We start from the raw sequence: 22,605 nt of genomic DNA, 5'->3' as shown, positions 1-22,605 counted from the left end.
AACCGAGTAGTAATTCACACTTCGACTTCTTATTCCGACAAATCGGCATCCGCGAAGACGAACTCCCGAAGCAGTTTCCCGCCGAGCGCCGCGGATTGGCCGTCGTCGCGGTCGTTGACCTCGACCACGTCGAAGCCCTCGACGGTCGCGTCCTCGGCGACCTCGCGCACCACGTCGCGCATCTCGCGGGGCGTCATGCCGAACGGTTCCATCGTGCCCGTGCCGGGCGCGAATCCGGGGTCCGCGCCGTCGATGTCCACGCTGAGGTAGACCGACGGCGACTCCGAGTCGCCGTCGGTCGAATCGCCGAACTCCGGCGACCAGTCGGCGACCTCCTCGGGCGGAACGACGGTCACGTCGGACTCGCTGGCCCGGTCCCACTCGTCGTCGCTCCCGGTTCGCGCACCGAGGAGAATCGCCTCGTCGGCCACGTCGAGGGCGTGGCGGGTCACGGTCGCGTGGCTGAGTTCGTTGCCGTCGTACTCTGCTCGCAAATCGAGGTGGGCGTCGAGACAGACGAACACGTCGGGTTCGACCGCTCGGACGCCAGCGAGCGTAATCGTGTGTTCGCCCCCGAGCAGGAGCGGCACCGCGTCGTCCCACCGAACGTCGGTCGCCACCCCTTCGAGATACTCCAGATACTCGTCGGCGGCGTCCCACGCCCTCACGTCGCCGTGGTCGTGGACGGAGAGATTCGAGAAGTGCTGGTCGGTTCTGGCGTCGTAGTCGTCGTAGGTGCGCGCGAACCGGCGGATTCGCTCCGGGCCGAATCGCGCGCCGGGTTGAAACGTCGTGGAAACGTCGAGGGGCGCGCCGACGACCACGTAGTCGGCCGCCTCGCGGTCGGCGGACGCGCCGGGGAACATCTATTCGAGAATCTTGCGCTGCTCGTCCATCTCGAGGTACTCGATCTCGTCGTCGGGCGACAGGGAGATGTCGCCGGGCGTCTTGATGGTGATGGTCTCGTAGGTTTCGAGGTCCATGACCTGTGCCACGTCGTCGCTCTCGACGGAGACGACCTGACCCTGTTTGCGGTTGATGATGGGGACCCAAATCTTGGCGTCGACGGGCTGGGAGAGACTGCGCTTCTTGCCGTCGAAGACGCCCTCGGCCTCGATGCGGGCCTTCGCGCTGCCGTGCTTGCCCGGCTTGGCCGTGCTGTAGGAGTTAATTTCACATGCGGCGTCGTCGATCATCACGTAGTTGCCTTCCTGCAGGTCCCGTACTTCCTTCTGCTCTTTTGCCATACGCCGGGATAGCGTCCGGGGTAGTATAAACGGTTTGGAATGGGTTTCCGTCGGTTCGGGCGCAGGAGCGACCAGCGGACAGTCTGAGAGCGTCGGGAAGAATGGGGCGAGTCGAGACGAGTAGGGAAGTCGGGGGTGACCGAAACTGCGGGGAGCGGCGGACGGGAGCCTCAGTCGTTGCGGTAGCCGTGTCCAGCGACGAGCGAGACGGCGTGGGCCGCCAGCAGGAGGCCGAAGACGGCGCGTTGCTCGCCAGCGAATCCGCCGACCAGCATCGGCACGTAGGCCATCGGGAGGAGGACCGCCGACCAGAACCCGGCGAACTCGAAGGGCTTGGCCGCGGTGTCGAGCGCGGACCGGGCGAACGCAAGCGCGTCGGCGAGTCGTTCGTCGGGCCGTTCGTCAGCGAGGGGCGTGTCGAGAGTGGAGGGAGCGTTCGACATCAGGGGGTCACCTATCTCTTCGTTGGACCCCCACCATCATATAAAGGGGAGAGCCTTAGCGGAAATTCGCGTCTTTTCGGCCCGACTCGTTGGTTTCCCGTCGTTTTACGCGGCGGTGGCGACGTTTTACAACGAGTCGAGAGGACTCTAGAAATTTTAAAACCGAATCTGAGGAAGTATCTCCGGATTCGAGACTCGTGGTAACTCGACCCGCGATTCCCGTTCGCAACTGGCGCACCGTCCGACCGTCGAGCGCGACCGTCGAGTCCGACCACCGAGACCGATTCAGGCGCGGCGCTCGATGCAGTCGGCCACCCGCGAGAGACCTTCCTCGAGTTCGTCGGTCGGCAGGCCGAACCCGATTCGGAAGTAGTCGTCGTAGCCGAACAGTTCGCCGGGGGCGAGGACGACGCCCTCCTCCTCCACGACCGCTCGGCAGAACTCCTTGCTCCCCGCGAATCCGTCCGGCACCGATACGAAGCCGTTGACACCCACCGGGTCGTACCACGACAGGTCGTACTCGGCGACGAACTCCCGAACGATTTCGTGGTTGTGCGCCGCCAGCTCGCGGTTCTCGGCCAGAATCGCCTCCTCGCGCTCGCCGAGGGCCTGCCGAGCGACGTGCTGGCCGAAGATGGACGGCGAGATGGTGGTGTAGTCCTTCCACTCCCACGCCTCCTCGACGACCTCCTCGGGGCCTGCAATCCAGCCGAACCGCAGGCCAGCGAGACCGTAGGCCTTCGTCAGACTGGTCGTGCTGACGCCGTACTCGCCCATGCTCGCCACGGTCGGCAGGGGGTCGTCGGCGAGGAGTCGGTAGACCTCGTCACAGAGCAGGTAGGCGTCGTGGTCCGCTGCGAGGTCGTAGAGCGCCCGGACTTTCTCCTCGGGGTGGTAGCGCCCGGTCGGGTTGTTCGGGTTGTTGAGGACCACGACCGAGGTTTCGGGCCGAATCGCGTCGGCCACCGCGTCAACGTCGAGTTCCCACTCCGGGGGTTCGAGCCAGACCCGACTTACGTCGCCGATGGATTCCGGAACTGCGTGGAGTGCTTGGTAAGTCGGCGTGACCACGACCGCGTGGCTCTCTCGGTCCATCAGCGAGAGGAACGCCAGCAGGTTGGCCTCCTGCGTCCCGCAGGTGAACAGCACTTCGTCTGCTCCTCGGTCGTAACGCTCGCCGACCTCGGCCCGGAACTCGGGGTCGCCGTTCGTCGGGATGACGTAGCCCAGTTTTCCGGGGTTCAAGTCGAACCGGTCGGCCCGGAGACTGCGAATCCCGCTCTCGGCCAGCATGATGTCGGCCTCGTGTTCGTACTCGGCGAACCAGCGTTCGAGTTCGAAAGGCGCGATGTCCATGCAGGCCCTACGACGCCAGCGAGGTAAAGCCGAGGGAAGCCGGAAATCTGACCCGCCGTCACCAGCGCCCGGTCCAGCGCCGACGACACGTCCACGCCGCGACACCGAGCAGGAGGAGACCGCCGAGATACACCGGTTCGAGCGGTGCGAGTACCTGACATCCGGCCCAGTCGAAGGTGACGTGCCAGACGTCGAGGTCACGGAGTCCGTAGGTGTCGGGCGGAACCGACGGCAGGCACTTCCAAATCGCCAATCGCCGCGTGGCGAGAACGACCGCGAAGCCGACGAACACCGACGAGAGGAGCGCCACGGCGAGTTCGTCTCTCCGGAGAGACGTGTTCACGTCGCAACCGGACTAGCTCGGAGAAAGTATGTCTACCGAATCAGACGTACATCAGCGGAATCATCGCGGCGACTCCCACGCCGAGGCCCGCGAGGAGTTCCTTGTGACCGCTTCCCGGCAGGTCCTCGCCGGTTTCGAGCGCCTCGGGGATGAACTCGGTGGCGACCAGATAAATCATCGCGCCCGCGGCGAACCCGAATCCGAACGGGAGGAAGGACTCGGCCCACCGGACGAACGCGAAGGCGATGACCGCGCCGATAGGCTGGGGGAGACTGGAGAACACCGCCGCGCCGACCATCCGCCACTTGCTCACGTCCATCGCCCGCATCGGGATGGAGATGGCGAGTCCCTCGGGGACGTTGTGGATGGAGATTGCGATGGTCATGAACACCGCGAGCAGGGGCACCGTGAACCCGAGAATCGGGATGCCGCCCTCGAAGCCCAACTCGGCGAACGAGACGCCGACAGCCACGCCCTCGGGGAAACTGTGGACCGTCAGGATGCCGAGGATGAGGACGAGCTTCCGGAGGTCGCCCTCGGCGAACGCCTCGGCCTCCATGGCGTGTTCGTCGTGACTGTGGCCGCCGCCGTCGGCGTGGACCTCCTCGCCCTCGCTGCGGTCGTGGGCGTGGTCCCCACTCTCGCCGTGGTCGTGGCCCTCTCCTTCCTCGTGGTCGTGTTCTTCTTCCTCACCACCCTCAATGTCGATGGCGTCGAGCGCCCAGTCGGCGGCCTCGACCAGCGCGACGCCCGCGAGGAGGCCGCCTATCATCAGCACCGGGAGGCCACCCGAGGCGTAGGCCAGTCCCTCGTTTATCAGTCCGAACAGCGACGCAGACACCATGATACCCGACGCGAGGCCCCAGAGGCCGACGTTCCAGCGGTCGTCGAAGTCGTCGACCACGAAGAACGGAATCGCGCCGAGTCCCGTGGCGAGTGCCGTCACGAGACCCGCGACGAACACCAGCACGAGGTTCTGAACTAATCCCATACCCACACGTACCCACTACTGGCCAAAAAGACTTTCCAAAATACGAACTTGTTTTTGGCCATCCTAAAACAGCGTTTCCCGCGCTGCGCCGAGACAGAATCCACTAACCGGTCGGCGTCCTGTCAGTCGCCAGTAACGAATTGCCTGTCAATCTCCCAGAAACAAGAGCGCGACTGTCTCGGGAGTCGGCCTCACTCGCCGCCCCGACGCTGGCGCATCTCGTGGCGGGTGAACTGCGGAGTGACTCGGGTGCCCTTCTTGCTCCGGAAAGTCCGGTAGAGGAGGGCCGCGACGGCGAGCGAGAAGACCCCCGCGACCGCGGCGGACTGCACGTCGGCCAGCGCGTAGAGGAAGGCGGTCGAGAACGCCCCCGAGGCCAGCAACATCCCGTAGACGAGGCGCTTGGCGAGTTTCTCGAAGACGTTGTTGCCGTCCTCCACGTCGGCCCGGACGTAGAAGTCGTCGCGCTCGATTCGGTCGAGCGTGTTTTCGAGTTTCGGCGGGACTCGGACCGACGACTGGACCGACCGCTGAATCTGGTCGCCCGCCTCCTCGGCGAACTGCTTGATGGACTCCTCGCGGTAGCCCTGTTCGGTCAGGTAGTCGGTAGCGACCGAGATGAAGTCGAAGTCCGGGTCGAGGGTGACGCAGACGCCCTCGACCACGGTGGCGACCCGCAGGACGAGCGCGAGGTTCGAGGGCAGGCGGAGCGGGAACTCGTAGATGGTGTCCTCGACCTGCTCGACGATTTGCTGGACGCGGTAGGTCTCGATGTCCTCGCCGCGGGCGTCCTCGATGGCGAGTTCCATCACCTTCCCCATCGTCGCCCGGTCGGCCTCGGGACTGAGGGTGCCCATCTCGACGAGGGCGTCGAGAATCCCGTCGATGTCCTGGTTCGCCACTGCGATGTAGAAGTCCACGATTTTGTTCTGGATGAACTCGTCCACCCGGCCCGACATGCCGAAGTCGTAGAAGACGATGGTCCCGTCGTCCTGTACCGCGAGGTTGCCGGGGTGCGGGTCGGCGTGGAACACCCCGTCTTCGAGCAACATCTGGAGGTAGGCCTCCTGCAAGTTGACCGCGAGTTCGTGGCGGTCCAGCCCCATCGCGTCGAGTTCCTCCACGTCGTTGATTTTCGTGCCGGTGATGTACTCCATCGTCAGCACGCGCGGCCCGGAATGCGAATCGATGACTGCCGGAATCGCCACGTCGTCGTTGCCCTCGAAGTTCGAGCGAATCTCGGTGAGCATGGCGGCCTCCCGGTCGTAGTCCATCTCCTGGCGAATCGTGCGGGCGAACTCGTCGGCCAGATTCTCCAGCGAGAAGGCTCTGGCCTGCCCGAGGAACCGCAGCAGGACGGGGAGCGACCACCGGATGACGCGCAGGTCGGCGTTGACCAACTCCTCGATGTTGGGGCGGCGAATCTTGACTGCGACTTCCTTGCCGTCGATTTCGGCGGTGTAGACCTGTCCGAGACTCGCGCCCGAGATGGCGTCGGTGTCGAACTCGTCGAACTCGGTCTCGATGGGTCCGATTTCGTCTTCGAGGACCGCTCTGGCTTCGGGCCACGGCGCTGGCGGCACCTCGTCCTGTAGCTTCGAGAGGACGTCGACGTACTCGGGCGGCAGGATGTCGGGCCGCGTCGAGAGGAGTTGCCCGAGTTTGATGAACGTCGGGCCGAGCGTGAGTAGCGACTCAAGCAGGGTGTTTGCGCGTTCGACGCGCGTCTGGCTATCGACGCGCCGGGAACTGCCGAACACCAGGAACCGGTGGCGGTCGCGGGCGTAGCTCAACAGCAGCGGCAGGAAGTGGTACGCGACGACGAAGAACCGCCGGTACGCACGGAGGTTAGCCAGTGTGACCACCCCGCGGCGTCACCGGCTCTCGACGTGGATTTCCTGCTCCGGGGTGGCCTCGCGCTTGGGCAGGCGGAGTTCCAGCACGCCCCGGTCGATGGTCGCCTCCGCGTCGGCCCCGGTGGCGTCCGGCGGCAGGGGCAGGTCGGCGTCGAGGAACAGCGACCGCTCCTCCTGCAAGTAGGAGAAGTCCATCGGCACGTCCTTCTCGCGGCGCGCCTCGATTTCGAGTCTCCCGTCGGTGATGCCGACGTCCACCGTCTCCTCGTTGGCTCCCGGCAAGTCAATGACCAACAGGTAGGCGTCGTCGCTCTCCAGCAAGTCGGCGAACACCGCGTCCGGCAACTCCCGCATGGCCTCACGAAGCGCTGACATACCATCATTTTAGGACGGAGGGGCGAAAAAGGGTGTGGTCCGGTCTGCGGGCCAGTCCCACACGTTTTTGCCCACAGCGGGCCGATTTCAACCCATGAGCGAAGACCAACCGGACCGCAAGCAGTCCGGGTTCAAGGACAAGACCCGCATCGGCGAGGCCCGAAAGCGCCTCCTCGACGCGGTGGCTCCCCACGACCGGACCGAGGAGGTCCCCCTTACCTCCGCAGACGGCCGAGTCCTCGCCGAGGAGGTCGTCGCGGCGCGAAACGTCCCCCACTACCCGCGGGCCGCGATGGACGGCTACGCGGTCCGGGCCGAGGACACCTTCGGCGCGAGCGACCGGTCGCCAGAGGTGCTTCGTCAGAGCGAAAAGCTGACCCCCGACTCGGCGGTCCGGGTCCACACCGGAAGCGAACTCCCTGACCGGGCGAACGCGGTGGTGATGATAGAGCAGGTAGACGAGTTCGGCGACGAAGTAGAGATTTTCGACGCCGTGGCGGAGGGCGAGAACGTCGCGCCGGTCGGCGAGGACGTGGCGGAGGGCCAGCATCTCTACGACCCCGGCCATCGACTCCGACCGTCCGACTTGGGCCTGCTCAAGTCCGTGGGCGTCGATACCGTCGAAGTCCGCGAGCGCCCCACGGTCGGGGTGATTCCGACGGGCGAAGAACTGGTCCAGTCGGACCCGAATCCCGGCGAAGTGGTCGAGACCAACGGGCTGACGGTCTCGCGCTACGTCAAGCGGTGGGGCGGCAAGGCCACCTACCGCGACGTGGTGACCGACGACCCCGACGCGCTCCGGGCGGCCGTCCAGCGCGACCTGACGAAGGACGTGGTGGTCACCACCGGTGGCTCCTCGGTCGGCGAGCGCGACCTGCTTCCCGAAGTCGTGGCCGACCTCGGCGAAATCCTATTCCACGGCGTCGCGCTCAAGCCCGGCCACCCGGTCGCGGTGGGCGTCGTGGAGGACACCCCCGTCGTCATGCTTCCGGGCTACCCCGTCGCCTGCATCATCAACGCGGTCCAGTTCCTCCGGCCCGCGATGAAGGCGGTCGGCGGACTCCCGCGAGACTCCTTCCCCACCACGGAGGCGCGACTCGACCGCAAGATTCGGAGCGAACCCGGCATCCGGACCTTCGCTCGGGTGCAACTCGGCGCGGGCGAGGACGGCGAAACGACCGCCACGCCGACCAGAGCCTCCGGTTCGGGCGTCCTCTCCAGCGTCGCGCTCGCCGACGGCTGGGTCGAGGTGCCCGAGGGCCGCGAGGGGATTCCGGAGGGCGAGACGGTCTCCGTGCAGGACTGGGAGTGGTCGGCGTGAAGTGGGACGAAAATCACGCCCGGCGTTCAGACACGTATCTTCCAATATTTAGGAAACCCAGGTATTGTCTAAGCAAACAGAAACAATTGTCTGCGGTTGGCGCGCGCTGGCGCGGCGCTCTCGTGCGCCGCGCCCTCTCCGCGCGAGGGATGAGGACCGCAGGCGAAGCCGAGGACCGCAATCGGTTGGGGAGGCCCGTGGCCCGCGGTCGCGGTGCGGTTCGGGAGGATGAAGGGGCCGCCCGGTCGCGTTTACGTGGTCGCCTCAGCGACCGCTATCCGCGGCGGGCGGTGCGGAGAGCCGCGGATATGTCGCTGAGCGACCGCGAGCGGGCGGGGGATTCAGAGGCGTTCATCTCCGAATCTTCTGCTGTCGGTCTTGACCTATTCCTCTTGTGTAGCGACCGGGCGGGGGCTTCAGAGGCGTTCATCTCCGCTTCTTCTGCTGTCACTTCGGACTCACTTCACCCGCGTAGAACCCCGAAAACACCAGCCAACCACCAAACCCCACAAGGAACCAACAAACAATGACTGACCGAAAAGAGTTCAGAGACCTCTCGGACCCCGAGGACGCCCGCGAAGCAATCGCCAGCCTCGATTTGACCCCCGACCCCGAGCGCGTCCCGCTCGAAGAAGCCAGAGGCCGAGTCCTCGCCGAGCGAATCGACGCCGGCCTCGACGTGCCGGGGTTCGACCGGGCGAGCATGGACGGCTACGCGGTCCAGGCGCGGGACACCTTCGGCGCGGACGAGTCGGACCCCGCCCTCCTCGACCTCGTCGGGACGGTCCACGCCGGAGCGGAACCCGACGTAGAAGTCGCGGAGGGCCAAGCCGCCGAAATCTCGACCGGCGCGGTCATGCCCGACGGCGCGGACGCCGTGGTGATGGTCGAGCGGACGGACGAGAGAGAAGAGGCCGCAAAGGTCGAAATCCGGACCGCGGTCGCACCCGGCGACCACGTGATGCTCGCCGGGGCCGACGTGGCGGCGGGAGAACGGGCGCTCGGCCCCGGAACCCGGCTCACGGCGCGCGAAATCGGCCTCCTCTCGGCGCTCGGCGTCGAGGAGGTCCCGGTCCGCGGGACGCCCACCGTCGGCATCGTCTCGACCGGCGACGAGTTGGTCCGGCCCGGCGAGGAGCTAACCAGCGCGGCGGGCCAGATTTACGACGTGAACAGCTACACCATCGCCGCCGCCGTGGAAGAAGCGGGCGGCGAGCCAGCACTCTACCCGCACGCTGGCGACGACTACGACGAGATGGAGCGCATCCTCCGCGAGGCCGCCGACGAGTGCGACCTCGTCCTCTCGTCTGGCTCCACGAGCGCCAGCGCGGTGGACGTCATCTACCGCGTCATCGAGGAGCGCGGCGAACTCCTGCTCCACGGCGTCGCGGTCAAGCCCGGCAAGCCGATGCTGGTCGGCAGAGTCGCAGACTCCGCCTACGTTGGACTCCCCGGCTACCCCGTCTCGGCGCTCACCATCTTCCGGACGTTCGTCGCGCCCGCCATCCGCGAGGCCGCCGGAGTCCCCGAACCAGCCACCGCAATCGTCGAGGCCCGGATGGCGACCGAGGAGCGATACGGCGAGGGTCGGATGCGGATGATGCCGGTCGGCCTGACCGAAATCGGCGAGGCACCCGGTGCCTCGAATGCGAGCGGTGGAACCGCGAGCGGCGACCTGCTGGCCTACGTCGTGGACAAGGGCAGCGGCGCGACCACCAGCCTCGTGGAGGCCGACGGCGTGGTCGAGGTCCCGCCCGACACCGCCTACGTCGCCGAGGGCGAGACGGTCGAGGTCCAACTCTTCTCGCCGGACGTGCGCCCGCCGACCCTCCTCGGCGTCGGCGAGGACGACCCCGCGCTGGCCCGACTGCTCGACAGCCTCGAACGACCGCGCTACCTCTCGGTCGGGTCCCGCGAGGGGCTGCGGCGACTCCGCGACGGCGTGCCGGACTTCGCGGTCGCGTCGGCCGCCGAGTCGGCCGACAGGGACATCGACGCCGACGAACTGGCTTCCTACCAGCGCGAGTGGGGACTGGTCGTGCCCGCCGGGAACCCCGAGGAGATTTCGGACCTCGCCGACCTCGTGGACCGCGACCTGCGGTTCGTCAACCGGGGGAGCGACTCCGGGCTTCGGACCAGTCTCGGCAACGCGCTCGCCGACCTCGCCGACGAGCGTGGCTCCTCGCGCCACGACCTCGTCGAGTCCATCGACGGCTTCGAGTTGGCCGCGAAAGCTCACGAGAGTCCCGCCAGAAAGGTGGCCAGCGGGCAGGCCGACGCCGGAGTCGGCCTGCGCGCGACCGCCGAGAAACTGGGACTGGACTTCGTGGCTGTCGGGGCCGAGACGGTCCGGGTGCTGGCGAATCCCGACCGCGAAGGCAAATCCGGCGTCCGCGAACTCCGGCAGGTGCTGGACGAGGAGCTAGACGCCCTCCTCGGCGACTTGCCGGGGTTCGAGCGGTAGGCCCGGAGACCCGTCGCGGTCGGTTCCCCGCCCGGCGCGCCTACTGCGAGTCGGACACGTCGAGGGTCCCCTCCTCGGCGGTCTGGGCCTCGCGCCGCCACACCATCTCGAACTCGATGCTCTGTTTCGCTTCCGAGTCGCCCTCGGTCCAGTCCGATTCGCCCTCCATCTTGAACGTCACCGGTTCGGTCGGGTTCAGCGTCACCTGCTTCCCGCCGAGGTCGAGCGTCACGTCGCCGCCGGTATCGAGTTGGTCGGCCAGCTCCCGAAGTTGAGTCGCAATCTCCGCTCTGGACTTCTCGGCTTCTGTTTCGAGTTCCCCCATGCCCAAGAGTAACACACCGACCGGAATAAGCGGACGGGGTGACTCCTAATCGGCGAGAATCGATTCAGCGCGGGTTCAGGCCGTAGATGAGCGAGCGTCCGAACACCAGAATCGGGATGATTTCGAGGCGGCCGACCCACATGTTGAACAGGAACATCGCTTCTGCGAGGGGACTCATGCTCGGCCCGGTGATGCCCGTCGAGAGGCCGACGTTGCCCTGCGCGCTGGCGACCTCGAAGAGGGCGTCGGCGTAGCCGAACTCCGGTCCGGCGACGTTCACCAGCACGATGGAACTCGCCACCAGCAGGACGACCCAGAGGAGACTGACGATGGCGGCCTCGCTGAACTCACGTTCCATCTCGTTGCGCGAGAGGCTTCGGCCGTTGATGTTGGCGGTGACGACCGCGCTCTCGGGCAGGAAGACTCTGGAGAACTGCCAGACGATGCCCCGGCCGATGGTGTAGGCCCGGATGATTTTGATGCCGCCGACCGTCGAACCCGCGGCCCCGCCCAGTACCATCGCAACCGAGACCAGCAGTTTCCCGCCCGCCGTCCAGTCGCCGATGCCCGACGACTGGAACCCGGTACACGAGAGGGCGCTGACCCACTGGAACGCCGAGTCGCGGACCGCTGTGGTCTGGGCCGCCGAGAGGCCGACCGTCTGGAGTCCGGCGTAGTTGGCGGCCTCGAACGCCGCGGTGACGGCGACCGCGTTCTGGAGCGAGAGGACGACGATTCCGGCCGCGAACAGGACGAACAGCCAGCGGGTCTGGAGGTCCTCCCAGAGCGGTTCCGCGTCCCGATTCGAGAGGATTCCGTAGTGAATCGGGAAGGCGATGGCCCCCAGCGCCATGATGGGCAACAGTACGGTCTCGATGAGCGGCGAGTCGTAGGTTGCGATGGAGTTGTCCGTGACCGAGAACCCGCCAGTCGAGAGGCCGGTCATGGCGTGGTTGAGCGCCTGCCAGAACGCCCGCCACGCCGGGAGTCGAGAGCCGTAGTCCGACAGCGAGATGGCGACGAACATGGCGAGGACGGCCAGCACGGTGTAGAGGACGAAAATCTTCCAGACGGTCCGGACCGTCGAGATGATGCTCGGATGAATCTTCTCCTCGCGGGCTTCGCTCCGGTAGAGGGCGTAGCTTCCGCTTCCGGGACGGGCCAGAATCGCGGTGGTGAGGACGATGACGCCCACGCCGCCGACCCACTGGATGAACGACCGCCACCACTGTACGGCGCGGGGAAGCGTGGGTTCGTGGACCGCCATCGTGAGTCCCGACCCGGTCCACCCGCTCATGCTCTCGAAGAAGGCGTGGAGCGGGTCGCGGAAGTAGACCAGACTCGACCGGGACTCGACGCCGAACATCGTCACCGTCTCGTAGGTCCCAGCGGGGGCCGACTCGACGTAGGTCGCCATGACCGCTGGAGGAGTCAGGTACGCCGTCAGGAGGAAGGGAATCGCGCCGAACAGCGCGACGCAGAACCACCCGGAGGCGGCGATAATCATCCCGTGTTTCATCCGCGGTTCGGGGGCCTCGGCGAAGTACCGCTTGGCTCCGAGACCCACGCTCGCTGTAAGTCCGCCCGACAGCAGGAAGGCGAGCGCGGGGTACCACTCGGCGAAGACCAGCGCGACGACGACCGTGATGGTCATCAGTCCGGCCTCCATGGCGAGCAGCGACCCCACGTCTCGTGCGATGATAGCGAGGTCCGTCGGTACCCGACGAACCGTCCGATTCCGGGCCACGTCAGGCCTCGCCAATCGGGTGGTCCTCGAAGTGGCCGAACACGTCGGTCACTTCGGGCGTCGCGCCGCGCTCGGAGTAGACCGTCACCACGTCGCCGACTCGGATTTCGGTATCTCCTCGGGGAGTGATGGGTTGGTCGGCCCCGTCGCGCTCGATGGCGACGACGAGCGTATCTTCGGGGAGGAGACCCTCGGTGGCGGCCGCTTGAATCGTCTTCCCCGCGATGGCGGCCCCTTCGGTGACGCTGGTCTCGAAGACCTCGGCCTCGTCGCCGACGCGCATGTAGTCGATGATGGAGGGGCGCTTGACCGCCCGATAGAGGTACTCGGCGATGAGTCGCTGGGGGTTCTGCATGGTGTTCACGCCGATTCGGCGGAACAGGTCCATGTGTTCGGCGTCGTGGACGACCGAGACGATGTTGGGGACCTCCAACTCCTTGCCGAGCAGGCTGACCATGACGTTGGTCGCGTCCTGATCGGTCGTGGAGATGAGCGCGTCCGCGCGGTCGATACCCGCGTCCAGTAGTGTGTCCTTCGTGGTCGCGTCGTCGTTGAGAACGAGGCAGTCGTACGTAGAGGCGGCGTGTTCGGCCTTCTGCTCGTCGCGTTCGATGACGACGACCTCGTTCCCGCCCGCGGTCGCAATTTCGATGAGAGGGCTACCGATATTGCCAGCGCCGACGATCACGATGTACATTTTCGAGAGAGTATTCACGATAGGGATGAAAAGATAGCGGTATGAACTGGGTCCGGGAATCGGTCGCAAATATAAAAGGGAGTTTCTGATTCCCGAATACAGTCCGTTCTCCCACACTACCGCTCCGCGCTCAGTCGGCGTCGGCGGTCGCCAGCAGTTCGTCGAACGTCTCGACGCGGTAGTCGCCCAGCACGCACTGCTCGCGGCGGTGGTGGCCGTGGCGCTCGACGTGAATCGCGTCGAGTCCGGCGTTCCACGCCGCCCCAACGTCGCTCGCGCCGTCTCCGGCGTAGACGCCCCGATAGCCACCTTCGTGGACGCCGATTTGCTCGCGGGCGTGGTGGAGCGGCGCTGGGTCGGGCTTCCACCCTAACTCCTCGTCACAGCAGAGGACGGTGTCGAACCAGTCGCGGATGTCGAGTTCGTCCAGCACGGGGTTGGCGAGGAAGGGCTGGCAGTGGGTCACCAAACCGACCGGACAGTCCAACTCGCCGACGAACTCGGCGTCCTCGTAGAGGTAGGTCTCCTCGGCCCGGCGCTGTGGGTCCTCGATGTCGTGGAAGACGGGCCAGAACTCCTCGGGGTCGATTCCCCACTCGCGCAACTGGTCGTTGCGATTCCCGCCGAGGCCGTGCCAGAGGATTTCGGCCTCGCGGTCGGTAAACTGCCGACCGAGGCGGTCGCCGACCCTGTCGAACACCGACCGCGGATACGACCAGTCCACGTCGATGAGCGTGCCGTCTAAGTCGAGCAACCAGTAATCGTACTCGCGGGCGACCATAGGGACAACGTGTAGGCGCTCGGTAAGTCTAAGCTTTTTCGGATTGTGAGTCTGCCGACCAACTGCCGAGGACGTGCTCGGTGGGACTTTCCACCGAAAACGGGACGACTAACCAGCCGACAGGATGCGCTCGGTGTAACAATCCACTCGTCTGGGTGGACTGAAAGGGGCCGCCCGGTCGCGCTTGCGTGGTCGCTCCTCGACCCCTATCCGTCGCAACGACGTCCGTCGGATATGTCGAGGAGCGACCGCCGGAAGACAAACCGCGTCTTACGAGGTCACGTTCGCTCCGCTCACGCGACCGCGACCGGGCGGGGGCTTTCGAGAACAACACGACTCCAAGGTTGTCAGTCACGTATCCAGCTACTTCACCGCCAGAAACCCCTATCACCCCTTCTCGACCTCCAGCGAACTCCCGAGATACTTGTTCAGCACCTCCGAGACCGAATCGGCATTGAACGTCTCCAAGTCGCTCCGAATCTCGTCTTTCAGGGTGTCGAGATACTCCTCGTCGGTCTCCAGCGCGCGGTACTCGACCGAGAGGACGGTCTCGCCCAGCGCCTCCTCGGTGAGTCGCCGGAAGTGGCGCTCGTCGTTGATTTCGCCGCGCCAGAGGTTGTCGCGGAAGAACAGCCAGCCCTCCTCGCCCGGCGGGTCGGCCTCCCGGTAGAGGCGCGTGTCGAACTCGTCGGGTTCGACCGAGACGCCGCCGACCGATGGTTCGAGTCGGAACCGGACCGCGAAGACGTATCTTGCTTCCATCGGTCGCGGTCAGCGCAGGTCGTTGGTCAACTCGGCCATCTCCACGTCGGCGTCGGTGATGCCGCCCTCCTCGTGGCTGGTGAACCGAATCTCGACTTCCTTATAGCCGATTTCCATCGTCGGGTGGTGGAACTCCTCCTCGGCGAGTTCGCCGACCTCGCTGGCGAACGCCACGCCTTCGAGATAGTCGTCGAACTCGAACGTCCGGACGATTTCGTCACCCTCGCGCTCCCAGCCGTCTGGGAGTCGGTTTCGAATCTCGTCGTCGGAGAGTAGCTCTGCCATGCGTGACGGTTCGACGTTCTGGCTGATAAAGTCCGGTGGCGATGAGAGGAAGACAGAACCGTGATTGGTAGTTCGTACGGGACGAGTAGTCAAATTACCCGCTACATATCGAATAGTAAAACTTTCGCCGATAGGATAAATAGTCACTATCGTCTGAGAAACAGCGAACATCCATGTTTGGAGAAAAGATACGTAATTGGTATCGGCGGAGGAGAACTCTCGTTTTCGGCTGTCTATTCGGCATCGCTATTGGTCTCGGGGTCGGCATTTTCGTTCTTTCGTCCGGAACTACTTCGTCCGGCGTTGTCGGGGTACCCTTTAATTCGACTGCAGATACAGCGACTAACTCTACGACGAATGTTCTCGATGCAAAACCGGAGTACTCTCTTCGTCTCATTCAAGCAATCGGAATTCTACTGCCGCTGTTTACCGGTCTACTGCGATTCACTACGGACGACCAGTCGGCCGTGGATGAAGACGTGAGCGACTACTTGCTACTTGGTATCCTTGGTCTCGTTCTTGCAGGAGTATTCGCCTCTGTCGGCGGCGTAGCTGCAGATACAGCGGTGGTGTTGAAAGTATCACTCATCGCTGTAGCATTTGCTTTCACGTTAATTGGTTTCGCGGCGATGGTGATGCTGAGGGAGATGACAACTTCAACTGAACAATCGGAGGAGACACAAGACGACCCGATAGCTACAAAAGAACAAGCGGAAGAAGAGAACCAAACAGACCATGCTTCGGAGGCGACCGACGAACCAGCGGATGAAGAAGAAGCAACCGGAACCGAAACGGAGACGGACGGAACAGACGGAGATATGGAGTAACCAACAGTTATGACTATGGAAATCCAAGGTTCGAGTCCGAACGTTACCGAGAGGTCGAACAGATGATGTCCACGAAATCCAAACGAGAGACTATCGATTTGCTGATGAAGTCCCTCGGAGCGTTCACGGCACTCGCAGTCGCGTGGGTCGTTCTCGATTTGACAGCAGGCGTCGTGAACCCGGCTGGAATCGTCAGTTTGCTCGCCGGAGGCGCGTTCCTGTTTGCGGTACTCACTCTCGTGGCGTTTATCGTAGTCGCTAGCTCCCTCGTGCGAAATTGACGGCGACTCCGCGGTTACTGCTTGATCGAAGACAGTAGAAACGATTAGTCGTCTTCTTCGACCGCCGCAACTCCCTCGGGCATCTGCTCGGCCATCTCGTCCGGAATCTCGTCGGGTACTTCGCCGCCGAGTTGTTCGCGGACGAACGCTGGCGGCGACCCGTCCTCGCCGAAGTCCGGGTCGAACAGTTGGAGCGCCGTGTTGATCGTCCCCCAGTCGTCCTCGGCCGCGGCGTCCCGCAGGCTCTTGGTCGGCGGCGCGAGGAGTTGCGAAACCAGCGCGTCGGCCATCGAGGTCACGATGTCGCGCTGGTCGTCGGTCAGGTCGCCGTGAGCGTCCAGCTTCGAGAGCGCCTCCGAAACCTCTCGCTCCTTGACGCGCTCGGCGCTCTCGTACATCGCCGAGATGACTTCGTCGGCGCGCTTTCGCTTGTAGCCCTCCAACAGGTGTTCGAACTCGCGGTCTATCATCGTCGCCACCGACTCGGCGGCGCGCTGGCGTCGGCGCTCGGTCTCGTCGGTGACCGACTCCAGCGCCTCCATCCCGTAGAGGGTGACGCCCTCGACCGCGTCGGCGGCGGGCGAGACGTCTCGGGGTCGGGCGATGTCCACGGCCAGCACCTCGCCAGCGTCGTGGAAGTCGCCAGCGTCGAGGACGTGGTCTTCGCTCCCGGTGGCCGTGACCACCACGTCCGCGGCGTCGAGCGCCGACGCGAGACCGTCGAGTGTGATTGCGGAGGTGTCGTCGTGGTCCACGTCCTCGGTGAGTTCGGCCGCGCTGTCGAGCGAGCGATTGGCGACGTAGAGCGCCTCGACGTCGGCGTCGGCGAGGGCGTGAGCCGCGATGGCACCCATCTCGCCCGCGCCGACGACGAGTCCGGTGGCCTCGCCGAGGTCGGCGTGTTCGCCCAGCAGCGTGACCGCCGCGCTCCCGACCGAGACCGCGCCGTCGTTGATGGCGGTCTCGGTCCGGGCGCGTTCGCCGACGTGGATGGCTTTGGTCACCGCGTCGTCGAGCATCGGGCCGAGCGCGCCGACCTCGCGGGCCGACTCGTAGGCGTCACGAACCTGCCCGATAATCTGGTCCTCGCCGAGGACGAGCGATTCGAGTCCGGCGGCCACCCGCAGGAGGTGGCGAAGGCTCTCCTCGTGGCCCATCTCCACGACCGAGTGGTCGCCCACGTCGGGGGCGAAGTCGGCCAGTACCGCCCGGCCGGTCGCCGCCGCGTCGGTGACGACGTAGGCCTCGAAGCGGTTGCACGTCTGGATGACGAACGCCTCGTCGACGCCCGGTACGTCGACGAGTCGCTCCAGTACGGCCTGTTCGTCGGCGTGACAGGCCGCCTCGACGTCGTCTAAACTCGCGCGGTCGTGGCTAACCCGAACGCCGGAGACGACGCCCGTCGCCACCGTCACGGGAATCGCCCCCCAACTCGCGTGCCAGAGAGAGAGGTTACGAAAGTCATGGATACACCCTTTGAGAGCTTTCCGAACCGTCTTATCGGGAGCTTAGACCGGACCCTACGTAAACCCTTCCAAACGCGACACCTCGTGTCAGAGCCACGGATTTGACGCACTTGACCACCCCCTGAATCCACTATTCCCCTTCGACCCCGGTCACGTCGAAGCCGAGGTCGCGGATGTCTTCGAGGATAGCTTGCTGGTCTGCGCTGGCCTCGTAGTAGAACACCACGTCGAAGGTGCCCTCGCGCAGGAGCTGTTGGCACTCCCAGACGAACTCCTCGTCGTCCAGCGTCAGGCCCTGATGCTGGTTCGAGGCGAAGTCGGTGTCGTCGGTGCCCGAGTAGACGAAGGTGTTGGTCGGGTCGAAGTCGCCGTGTTCGGCGATGATTTCGCCGACGTCCACGGTCGCCTGATGCATCTCGGTCTCCTCGTCGCTCCCGAGGTCGGTGTGGACGACCGCGCCGTTGAGTTGGATTTCGCCGGGTTCGAGCAGTTGCTTCGTCCTGCGATAGAGGTCCTCGTCGAGCACGTCTTCCATACGTGGTGGTAGCCGACCGCCTGTTAAACGCCCTGCGGTTCGCCCGGCAGCGCGGTCGCTGGGCACTTGTGGGTCGGTATCGTGTGTCATTTGTGAGTAGGTATCGTGTGGCGCTTGCGGGTCGATATCGTATGCCGCTTGCGGGTCGGTATCGTGTAACGCAGTCGCTATCGGAGTAGCGCCAATAAAAACTCAGTTCGACTGTTACGCTTTACAGACGTTCGAGGTTCTTCGCGCGCGGACCCTTGTCCGCCTGCTCTATCTCGAACTCGACTTCCTGCCCCTCTTCGAGGTCGGGACCGCCGATGTCTTCCATGTGGAAGAACACGTCTTCGTCGGAATCCTCAGTGTCGATGAAACCGTAACCGCCAGTGTCGTTGAAGAAATCAACCGTACCTTTCGCCATTGCATTCTGTCTCAAGTCGCTCCACGCTTAAAAAGGTATGCAACTAGCTGGAGTTATTGGGCCGACAGGTCACTCGACCGGTGCGTCCGGGGTCAAAAGGCTAATTGCCCTCCGAGGTGTCGGTGCCACCAACGGATGTTCCAGTGGGCACAGCGGCGAGTACGGGCCGCCTACGAGCGACTCCTGAGACGCGAGATATCGGGTGCGCCGACCCACGTCGCCGTCATTCAGGATGGGAATCGACGCTACGCCAGCAAGCAGGGCGGAGAGGCTCCCGACGGCCACCGAGCAGGCGCCCAGACGACCGAGCGCGTCCTGAACTGGTGTCAGGACATGGGGGTCGAGGAGTTGACGCTGTACGCCTTCTCGACCGAGAACTTCGACCGCCCCGACCACGAGCGCGACGCCCTCTTCGACCTGCTGGAGGAGAAACTCTACGAGTTCGGCGACGACGAGCGCGTCCACGACGGCGAGGTCTGCATCCGCGCCATCGGCGACCTCGAACGACTGCCCGAGCGCGTTCGAGAGGCCATCGACTACGCCGAGGACCGGACGGAACACTACGACTCGTTCACGCTCAACGTCGCGCTGGCCTACGGCGGCCGGAACGAACTCCTCGGCGCGGCCCGCGACGTGGCCGAGGCCGTCGAGGAGGGCGACCTCGACCCGGAGGACATCGACGTGGCCGAAATCGAAGAGCGCATCTACGACCGGCCGGTCCGCGACGTGGACCTCATCATCCGGACCGGCGGCGACGAGCGCACCTCGAACTTCCTGCCGTGGCACGCCAACGGCAACGAGGCTGCCGTCTTCTTCTGCACGCCCTACTGGCCCGAGTTCTCGAAGGTGGACTTCCTCCGGGGCATCCGGACCTACGAGTCCCGCGAGGAGTCCTGGCGGCGCGCGAAGGCCAAGCGCGCGCTGGCGCTGGTCCGGGAACTCGGCGGTGTGGAACTCGCGGAGGCCCGCAGAATCGTCAGTCGCTTCCGCGGAAACCTGCCAGACGAGTCGGCAATCGAGGAGTTAGGCGTCGATGAGTTGGACGTCGAGAGCGAAGGGTCGTCGTCGGTTGAGTGAGCTTGCCCGATTCGTCAGACTTCCGCCGTCTCGGAGTCTTCGGCGCGATCCTCTCCGAGCGGTAACTCGACGTTGATTTCGTCGTACCAGACCCTCGGACGCTTCGCTCGGTCGGTCTCCTCGAAATCGAGGAGTCCCAGGGCTTCGAGTTCCTCCAGATTCCGGTGGACCTGCCGCACGTCGCGCTCGACCAGTCGGGCAGTCTCACGGATGCTGGCGGGGCGCTCGCGGACGACCGTCCGGAGCAGTTCGAGGTTCTTCGGCCGCGTGATTCGGTGGAGTTCGTCGGGGTCGTGATAGACGCGCTCGACGTAGGCGTCGGGCGTCTCGCCGCTATCGAGTGCGTCGAGGGTCTCCTCGATACGCTCCGAGTCGCCCGCTCGGAAATAGATGTGCAGGACTCGGTCGTCGTCGGGTCGGTCGTCGTCGGGTGTGTCAGGGCCAGTTTTCGCCATGGTTTCGGACCTCCTGTTTGAATCGCCGAATAATTCGGGAGGCTATCGTCCCACACTGAAATACGTGTACTCGCTTTCACGTGTCATCGACTGGGTCCTCAGAGATACCCGTGGACCGCCCGCAGGAGATACCCGAGGATGACGCCGGTCATTAACACCAGCGGTCCCTCGGAAATCTCGCCCCGATAGACGAGATACCCCATGCCGACGAACAGGAGCGCGACGAGAAGCGTCGCCAGAACCAACACCGTCGTTCGCCACGCCGTCGCGCCCGCTTTCCGGAGTCGCTCGGAGCCAGATGTTTCGTCCATATCGGACTGCCGCGTAGAAATCAATTAAACGTGGGTGATAGCGTTCTCCTCGGCAGATGGAACGAAATACTTGCTCTAAAGAAACATATATGTATCCTTAAGAAACAATATTATTTCCAAAACCTATCTTCCGAATCGCCGCTGGCGATTCTTGTAGTCCAGCAGCGCCCGGAGGTACTCCCGCTTGCGGAAGTCCCGCCAGTTCACGTCGGTGAAGTAGAGTTCCGAGTAGACCGACTGCCAAATCATGAAGTCAGAGAGCCGTTCCGCGCCGGTCTTGAGGACCAAATCGGGATTTTCGGGGAAGACCAGATGCTCCTCGACTTCGCTCTCGTCTACCTGCTCGGCGGCCAACTCGCCGTCCTGCACGTCCTCGGCGATTTTCTGGACTGCGCCGGCGAACTCGTGCTTGCCGCCCAGTCCGATGGAGACCTGAATCGGCGCGTCGGCGCGCTGGGTGTCGTCCGGCCCGCGGACCGCGAGTTGCTCGGGGGCCGACACCTGGTCCAGTTCGCGCCGGAGCGTCGGGGCCGCCTCGGGGTCGAGGACGCTGACGTAGACGGTCACCCGCTCGGCGTCGTACTCGAAGGCCCACTCGAAGAAGGCCTCCAGCGTCCCGTACGCTCCCTGTTCGAGGAGGTCGCGCTCGGTGATGATGACCGCGACGTGTCGGGGCGGGTCGGCGTCGTGTCTCCGGAGGCGGGCGGCGAGGTAGCGGTCGTAGACTCCCACGAACGAGGTTTCGCCGGGAACTGTCCTAAACGTCACGGAGTCGGCCGTCCGGAAGTGAAGTGGTCGTCCGGAAGGGAAGGTGTCTTTTCACCCGAGCGAGTAGGACGACGTGGCCGATGACGAGGCACGCGCTCCGAACTGGTCTCGGCAACCAGTCGTGACGAGCCCTATGAGTGCCGAGGCCGTAAATTACTTTCACTCAGGTTCGCCAACTCTTTTAAATCGCGGCGTGGTACCGGACGTAGACCTGCTAAGAGAGCAGACGAACCGATTACCCGAATCGACGACGGACTCGATCACAAACCCAATTAAGGTCCTAGTTTTATTATCATGCCGATGAGCAAGCCGCCATACAAAGTGGTCGATTTATTTAGCGGTGCAGGCGGACTTTCTCTCGGTCTAGAGGAACCAGCGCGCCTCAACGGGCTTGCAAATCTCGCTTACCGGGATATCTCGTTCGAGGAGAAAGCCTTCGAGTCGGTTCTCGCAGTCGAAAACGACGACGACACGGCCGAAACCTTTCGGCGGAACTTCGATAGCGAAGTCATCGAGAAGGACATCCGAGAAATACCTTCTTTCGGCGAGTGGGACGACGCCGACGTCGTAGTCGGTGGGCCACCCTGTCAGGGGTTTTCGAACCTCAACAAGACGAAGACCGAGGAGTTGGAAGACGAGCGAAACACGCTCTGGCGACACTTTATGCGGGCCGTAGACGAAATCGACCCCGACGTGTTTCTCATCGAGAACGTACCCCGGTTCCTGAAGTCGGCGCAAGGAGCGCGCGCCGTAGAAATCGCGGAAGATATGGGATACACGACGGTGGTAGACACGCTGTGGGCGCACGACTACGGCGTGCCTCAAAAGCGCAAGCGCGCCTTCGTTGTCGGGAGTAAACTCGGCGTTCCCTTCTTCCCCGAACCGTCGGATACCCGAACGCGTACTGTCGAGGATGCAATCGGGGATCTCCCGGACGAACCGTCGGGAGAGAACTGGCACGTTCCCCGACAGCACGTCACGGAACTCAGTAAGAAGCGAATGGAACACGTGCCGCCCGGCGGGAATCGGACAGACATCCCGAAGGAACTCTTGCCGGATTGCTGGATAGACAAGCGAGGCGGTACAGATTTGTTCGGACGACTCTGGTGGGACCGACCGTCCGTCACTATCCGAACTGAGTTCTACAAGCCCGAAAAGGGTCGATACCTGCATCCGGAAGCCAATCGCTCCATCACTATCCGTGAAGGGGCGCGACTTCAGACCTTCCCCGACGATTTCGAGTTCGTCGGTGCCCGAACCCGCGTAGCGCCACAAATCGGGAACGCCGTCCCACCAAAACTCGCTTACCACCTCGGTCAAGCACTCAAGGCCCACCTTGAAGGCGAGGACAGTCAGATTATTCCGGACGCAGACACCGAACACGAGATATTCAAAAAATCGTTCCCCATCGGTGAGGAGAAACAGTCCCAACTCGCCGCCTTCGACTGACTGGCCGTCTCGCCGTCACCGCATACCGCCATCGCAT

The 22,605-nt window shown here is 64.3% G+C and carries 25 protein-coding genes; 5 read left to right on the top strand and 20 right to left on the bottom strand.

Features of this window, described 5'->3' with window-relative positions; all coding sequences use genetic code 11:
* Positions 1-29: 29 nt before the first annotated feature.
* From speB to EPL01_RS04720, 8 genes are all read right to left on the bottom strand, one after another.
* Positions 30-866, bottom strand: coding sequence for an agmatinase (speB, locus tag EPL01_RS04755; protein WP_135824119.1), 837 nt, complete (start codon positions 864-866; stop codon positions 30-32).
* Complete coding sequence (locus EPL01_RS04750) at positions 867-1,247, bottom strand: translation initiation factor IF-5A (protein WP_135824118.1); 381 nt, start codon at positions 1,245-1,247, stop codon at positions 867-869.
* Positions 1,248-1,417: 170 nt separating this feature from the next.
* On the bottom strand, positions 1,418-1,690 hold the full coding sequence (locus EPL01_RS04745; protein WP_135824117.1) for a DUF8028 family protein: 273 nt from the start codon (positions 1,688-1,690) through the stop codon (positions 1,418-1,420).
* 285 nt (positions 1,691-1,975) lie between these two features.
* Complete coding sequence (locus EPL01_RS04740) at positions 1,976-3,046, bottom strand: aminotransferase class I/II-fold pyridoxal phosphate-dependent enzyme (protein WP_135824116.1); 1,071 nt, start codon at positions 3,044-3,046, stop codon at positions 1,976-1,978.
* A gap of 58 nt (positions 3,047-3,104) precedes the next feature.
* Positions 3,105-3,389, bottom strand: coding sequence for a hypothetical protein (locus EPL01_RS04735; protein ID WP_135824115.1), 285 nt, complete (start codon positions 3,387-3,389; stop codon positions 3,105-3,107).
* A 40-nt stretch (positions 3,390-3,429) separates the two neighbouring features.
* Positions 3,430-4,380, bottom strand: a complete 951-nt coding sequence (locus EPL01_RS04730) for a ZIP family metal transporter (protein WP_135824114.1) — start codon at positions 4,378-4,380, stop codon at positions 3,430-3,432.
* Between the two features lie 191 nt (positions 4,381-4,571).
* Positions 4,572-6,245, bottom strand: a complete 1,674-nt coding sequence (locus tag EPL01_RS04725; RefSeq protein ID WP_135824113.1) for an ABC1 kinase family protein — start codon at positions 6,243-6,245, stop codon at positions 4,572-4,574.
* A 9-nt stretch (positions 6,246-6,254) separates the two neighbouring features.
* Positions 6,255-6,611 carry an Hsp20/alpha crystallin family protein gene (locus tag EPL01_RS04720; RefSeq protein WP_135824112.1) on the bottom strand — a complete coding sequence of 119 codons (357 nt, stop codon included), beginning with the start codon at positions 6,609-6,611 and terminating at the stop codon, positions 6,255-6,257.
* A 94-nt stretch (positions 6,612-6,705) separates the two neighbouring features.
* Here EPL01_RS04720 and EPL01_RS04715 point away from each other — a divergent pair, with 94 nt between their 5' ends.
* Both EPL01_RS04715 and EPL01_RS04710 read left to right on the top strand, forming a co-directional pair.
* Entirely contained in the window at positions 6,706-7,932 is a 1,227-nt protein-coding gene (locus tag EPL01_RS04715) for a molybdopterin molybdotransferase MoeA (protein ID WP_135824111.1), read from the top strand.
* Between the two features lie 526 nt (positions 7,933-8,458).
* A complete protein-coding gene (locus tag EPL01_RS04710; protein ID WP_135824110.1) occupies positions 8,459-10,396 on the top strand; it encodes a molybdopterin biosynthesis protein in 1,938 nt (645 codons plus the stop codon).
* Between the two features lie 40 nt (positions 10,397-10,436).
* On the opposite strand, the gene EPL01_RS04705 is transcribed toward EPL01_RS04710, so the two are convergent.
* The 6 genes from EPL01_RS04705 to EPL01_RS04680 form a co-directional block, all read right to left on the bottom strand.
* A complete protein-coding gene (locus EPL01_RS04705; RefSeq protein WP_135824109.1) occupies positions 10,437-10,721 on the bottom strand; it encodes an amphi-Trp domain-containing protein in 285 nt (94 codons plus the stop codon).
* 64 nt (positions 10,722-10,785) lie between these two features.
* Positions 10,786-12,390 (bottom strand): TrkH family potassium uptake protein, encoded by a 1,605-nt coding sequence (locus EPL01_RS04700; protein ID WP_135824547.1) that lies wholly within the window; start codon positions 12,388-12,390, stop codon positions 10,786-10,788.
* Positions 12,391-12,469: 79 nt separating this feature from the next.
* On the bottom strand, positions 12,470-13,165 hold the full coding sequence (locus EPL01_RS04695; RefSeq protein WP_135824108.1) for a potassium channel family protein: 696 nt from the start codon (positions 13,163-13,165) through the stop codon (positions 12,470-12,472).
* Positions 13,166-13,295: 130 nt separating this feature from the next.
* A complete protein-coding gene (locus tag EPL01_RS04690) occupies positions 13,296-13,946 on the bottom strand; it encodes an HAD family hydrolase (RefSeq protein ID WP_135824107.1) in 651 nt (216 codons plus the stop codon).
* A gap of 387 nt (positions 13,947-14,333) precedes the next feature.
* The gene (lwrS, locus tag EPL01_RS04685; protein WP_135824106.1) at positions 14,334-14,708 is read right to left on the bottom strand and encodes an LWR-salt protein; all 375 of its coding nucleotides are present in this window, start codon (positions 14,706-14,708) and stop codon (positions 14,334-14,336) included.
* Positions 14,709-14,717: 9 nt separating this feature from the next.
* Entirely contained in the window at positions 14,718-14,993 is a 276-nt protein-coding gene (locus EPL01_RS04680) for a 4a-hydroxytetrahydrobiopterin dehydratase (RefSeq protein ID WP_135824105.1), read from the bottom strand.
* A 173-nt stretch (positions 14,994-15,166) separates the two neighbouring features.
* On the opposite strand from EPL01_RS04680, the gene EPL01_RS04675 reads away from it, so the two are divergent.
* Positions 15,167-15,820, top strand: a complete 654-nt coding sequence (locus EPL01_RS04675) for a hypothetical protein (RefSeq protein ID WP_135824104.1) — start codon at positions 15,167-15,169, stop codon at positions 15,818-15,820.
* Positions 15,821-16,145: 325 nt separating this feature from the next.
* On the opposite strand, the gene hemA is transcribed toward EPL01_RS04675, so the two are convergent.
* The 3 genes from hemA to EPL01_RS04660 all read right to left on the bottom strand — a co-directional run bounded on the left by hemA (position 16,146) and on the right by EPL01_RS04660 (position 18,508).
* Positions 16,146-17,510, bottom strand: coding sequence for a glutamyl-tRNA reductase (gene hemA, locus EPL01_RS04670; protein ID WP_135824546.1), 1,365 nt, complete (start codon positions 17,508-17,510; stop codon positions 16,146-16,148).
* A gap of 187 nt (positions 17,511-17,697) precedes the next feature.
* The gene (locus EPL01_RS04665) at positions 17,698-18,102 is read right to left on the bottom strand and encodes a DUF5778 family protein (protein ID WP_135824103.1); all 405 of its coding nucleotides are present in this window, start codon (positions 18,100-18,102) and stop codon (positions 17,698-17,700) included.
* Positions 18,103-18,313: 211 nt separating this feature from the next.
* A complete protein-coding gene (locus EPL01_RS04660) occupies positions 18,314-18,508 on the bottom strand; it encodes a cold-shock protein (RefSeq protein WP_135824102.1) in 195 nt (64 codons plus the stop codon).
* A gap of 135 nt (positions 18,509-18,643) precedes the next feature.
* Here EPL01_RS04660 and uppS point away from each other — a divergent pair, with 135 nt between their 5' ends.
* On the top strand, positions 18,644-19,585 hold the full coding sequence (gene uppS / locus EPL01_RS04655) for a polyprenyl diphosphate synthase (RefSeq protein WP_135824101.1): 942 nt from the start codon (positions 18,644-18,646) through the stop codon (positions 19,583-19,585).
* A 14-nt stretch (positions 19,586-19,599) separates the two neighbouring features.
* Here uppS and EPL01_RS04650 read toward each other — a convergent pair whose 3' ends face one another.
* From EPL01_RS04650 to EPL01_RS04640, 3 genes are all read right to left on the bottom strand, one after another.
* Complete coding sequence (locus tag EPL01_RS04650) at positions 19,600-20,040, bottom strand: HVO_A0114 family putative DNA-binding protein (protein ID WP_135824100.1); 441 nt, start codon at positions 20,038-20,040, stop codon at positions 19,600-19,602.
* Between the two features lie 98 nt (positions 20,041-20,138).
* A complete protein-coding gene (locus tag EPL01_RS04645) occupies positions 20,139-20,351 on the bottom strand; it encodes a hypothetical protein (protein ID WP_135824099.1) in 213 nt (70 codons plus the stop codon).
* A 123-nt stretch (positions 20,352-20,474) separates the two neighbouring features.
* Complete coding sequence (locus EPL01_RS04640; protein ID WP_135824098.1) at positions 20,475-21,083, bottom strand: undecaprenyl diphosphate synthase family protein; 609 nt, start codon at positions 21,081-21,083, stop codon at positions 20,475-20,477.
* A gap of 336 nt (positions 21,084-21,419) precedes the next feature.
* Between EPL01_RS04640 and EPL01_RS04635 the strand changes: the two genes are divergently transcribed.
* A complete protein-coding gene (locus EPL01_RS04635) occupies positions 21,420-22,568 on the top strand; it encodes a DNA cytosine methyltransferase (protein ID WP_135824097.1) in 1,149 nt (382 codons plus the stop codon).
* Positions 22,569-22,605: the final 37 nt, after the last annotated feature.

The organism is Halorussus ruber (genome assembly GCF_004765785.1).
GTDB classification, from domain to species: Archaea; Halobacteriota; Halobacteria; order Halobacteriales; family Haladaptataceae; genus Halorussus; species Halorussus ruber.
This window is presented reverse-complemented; position numbering and strand designations above follow the sequence as displayed.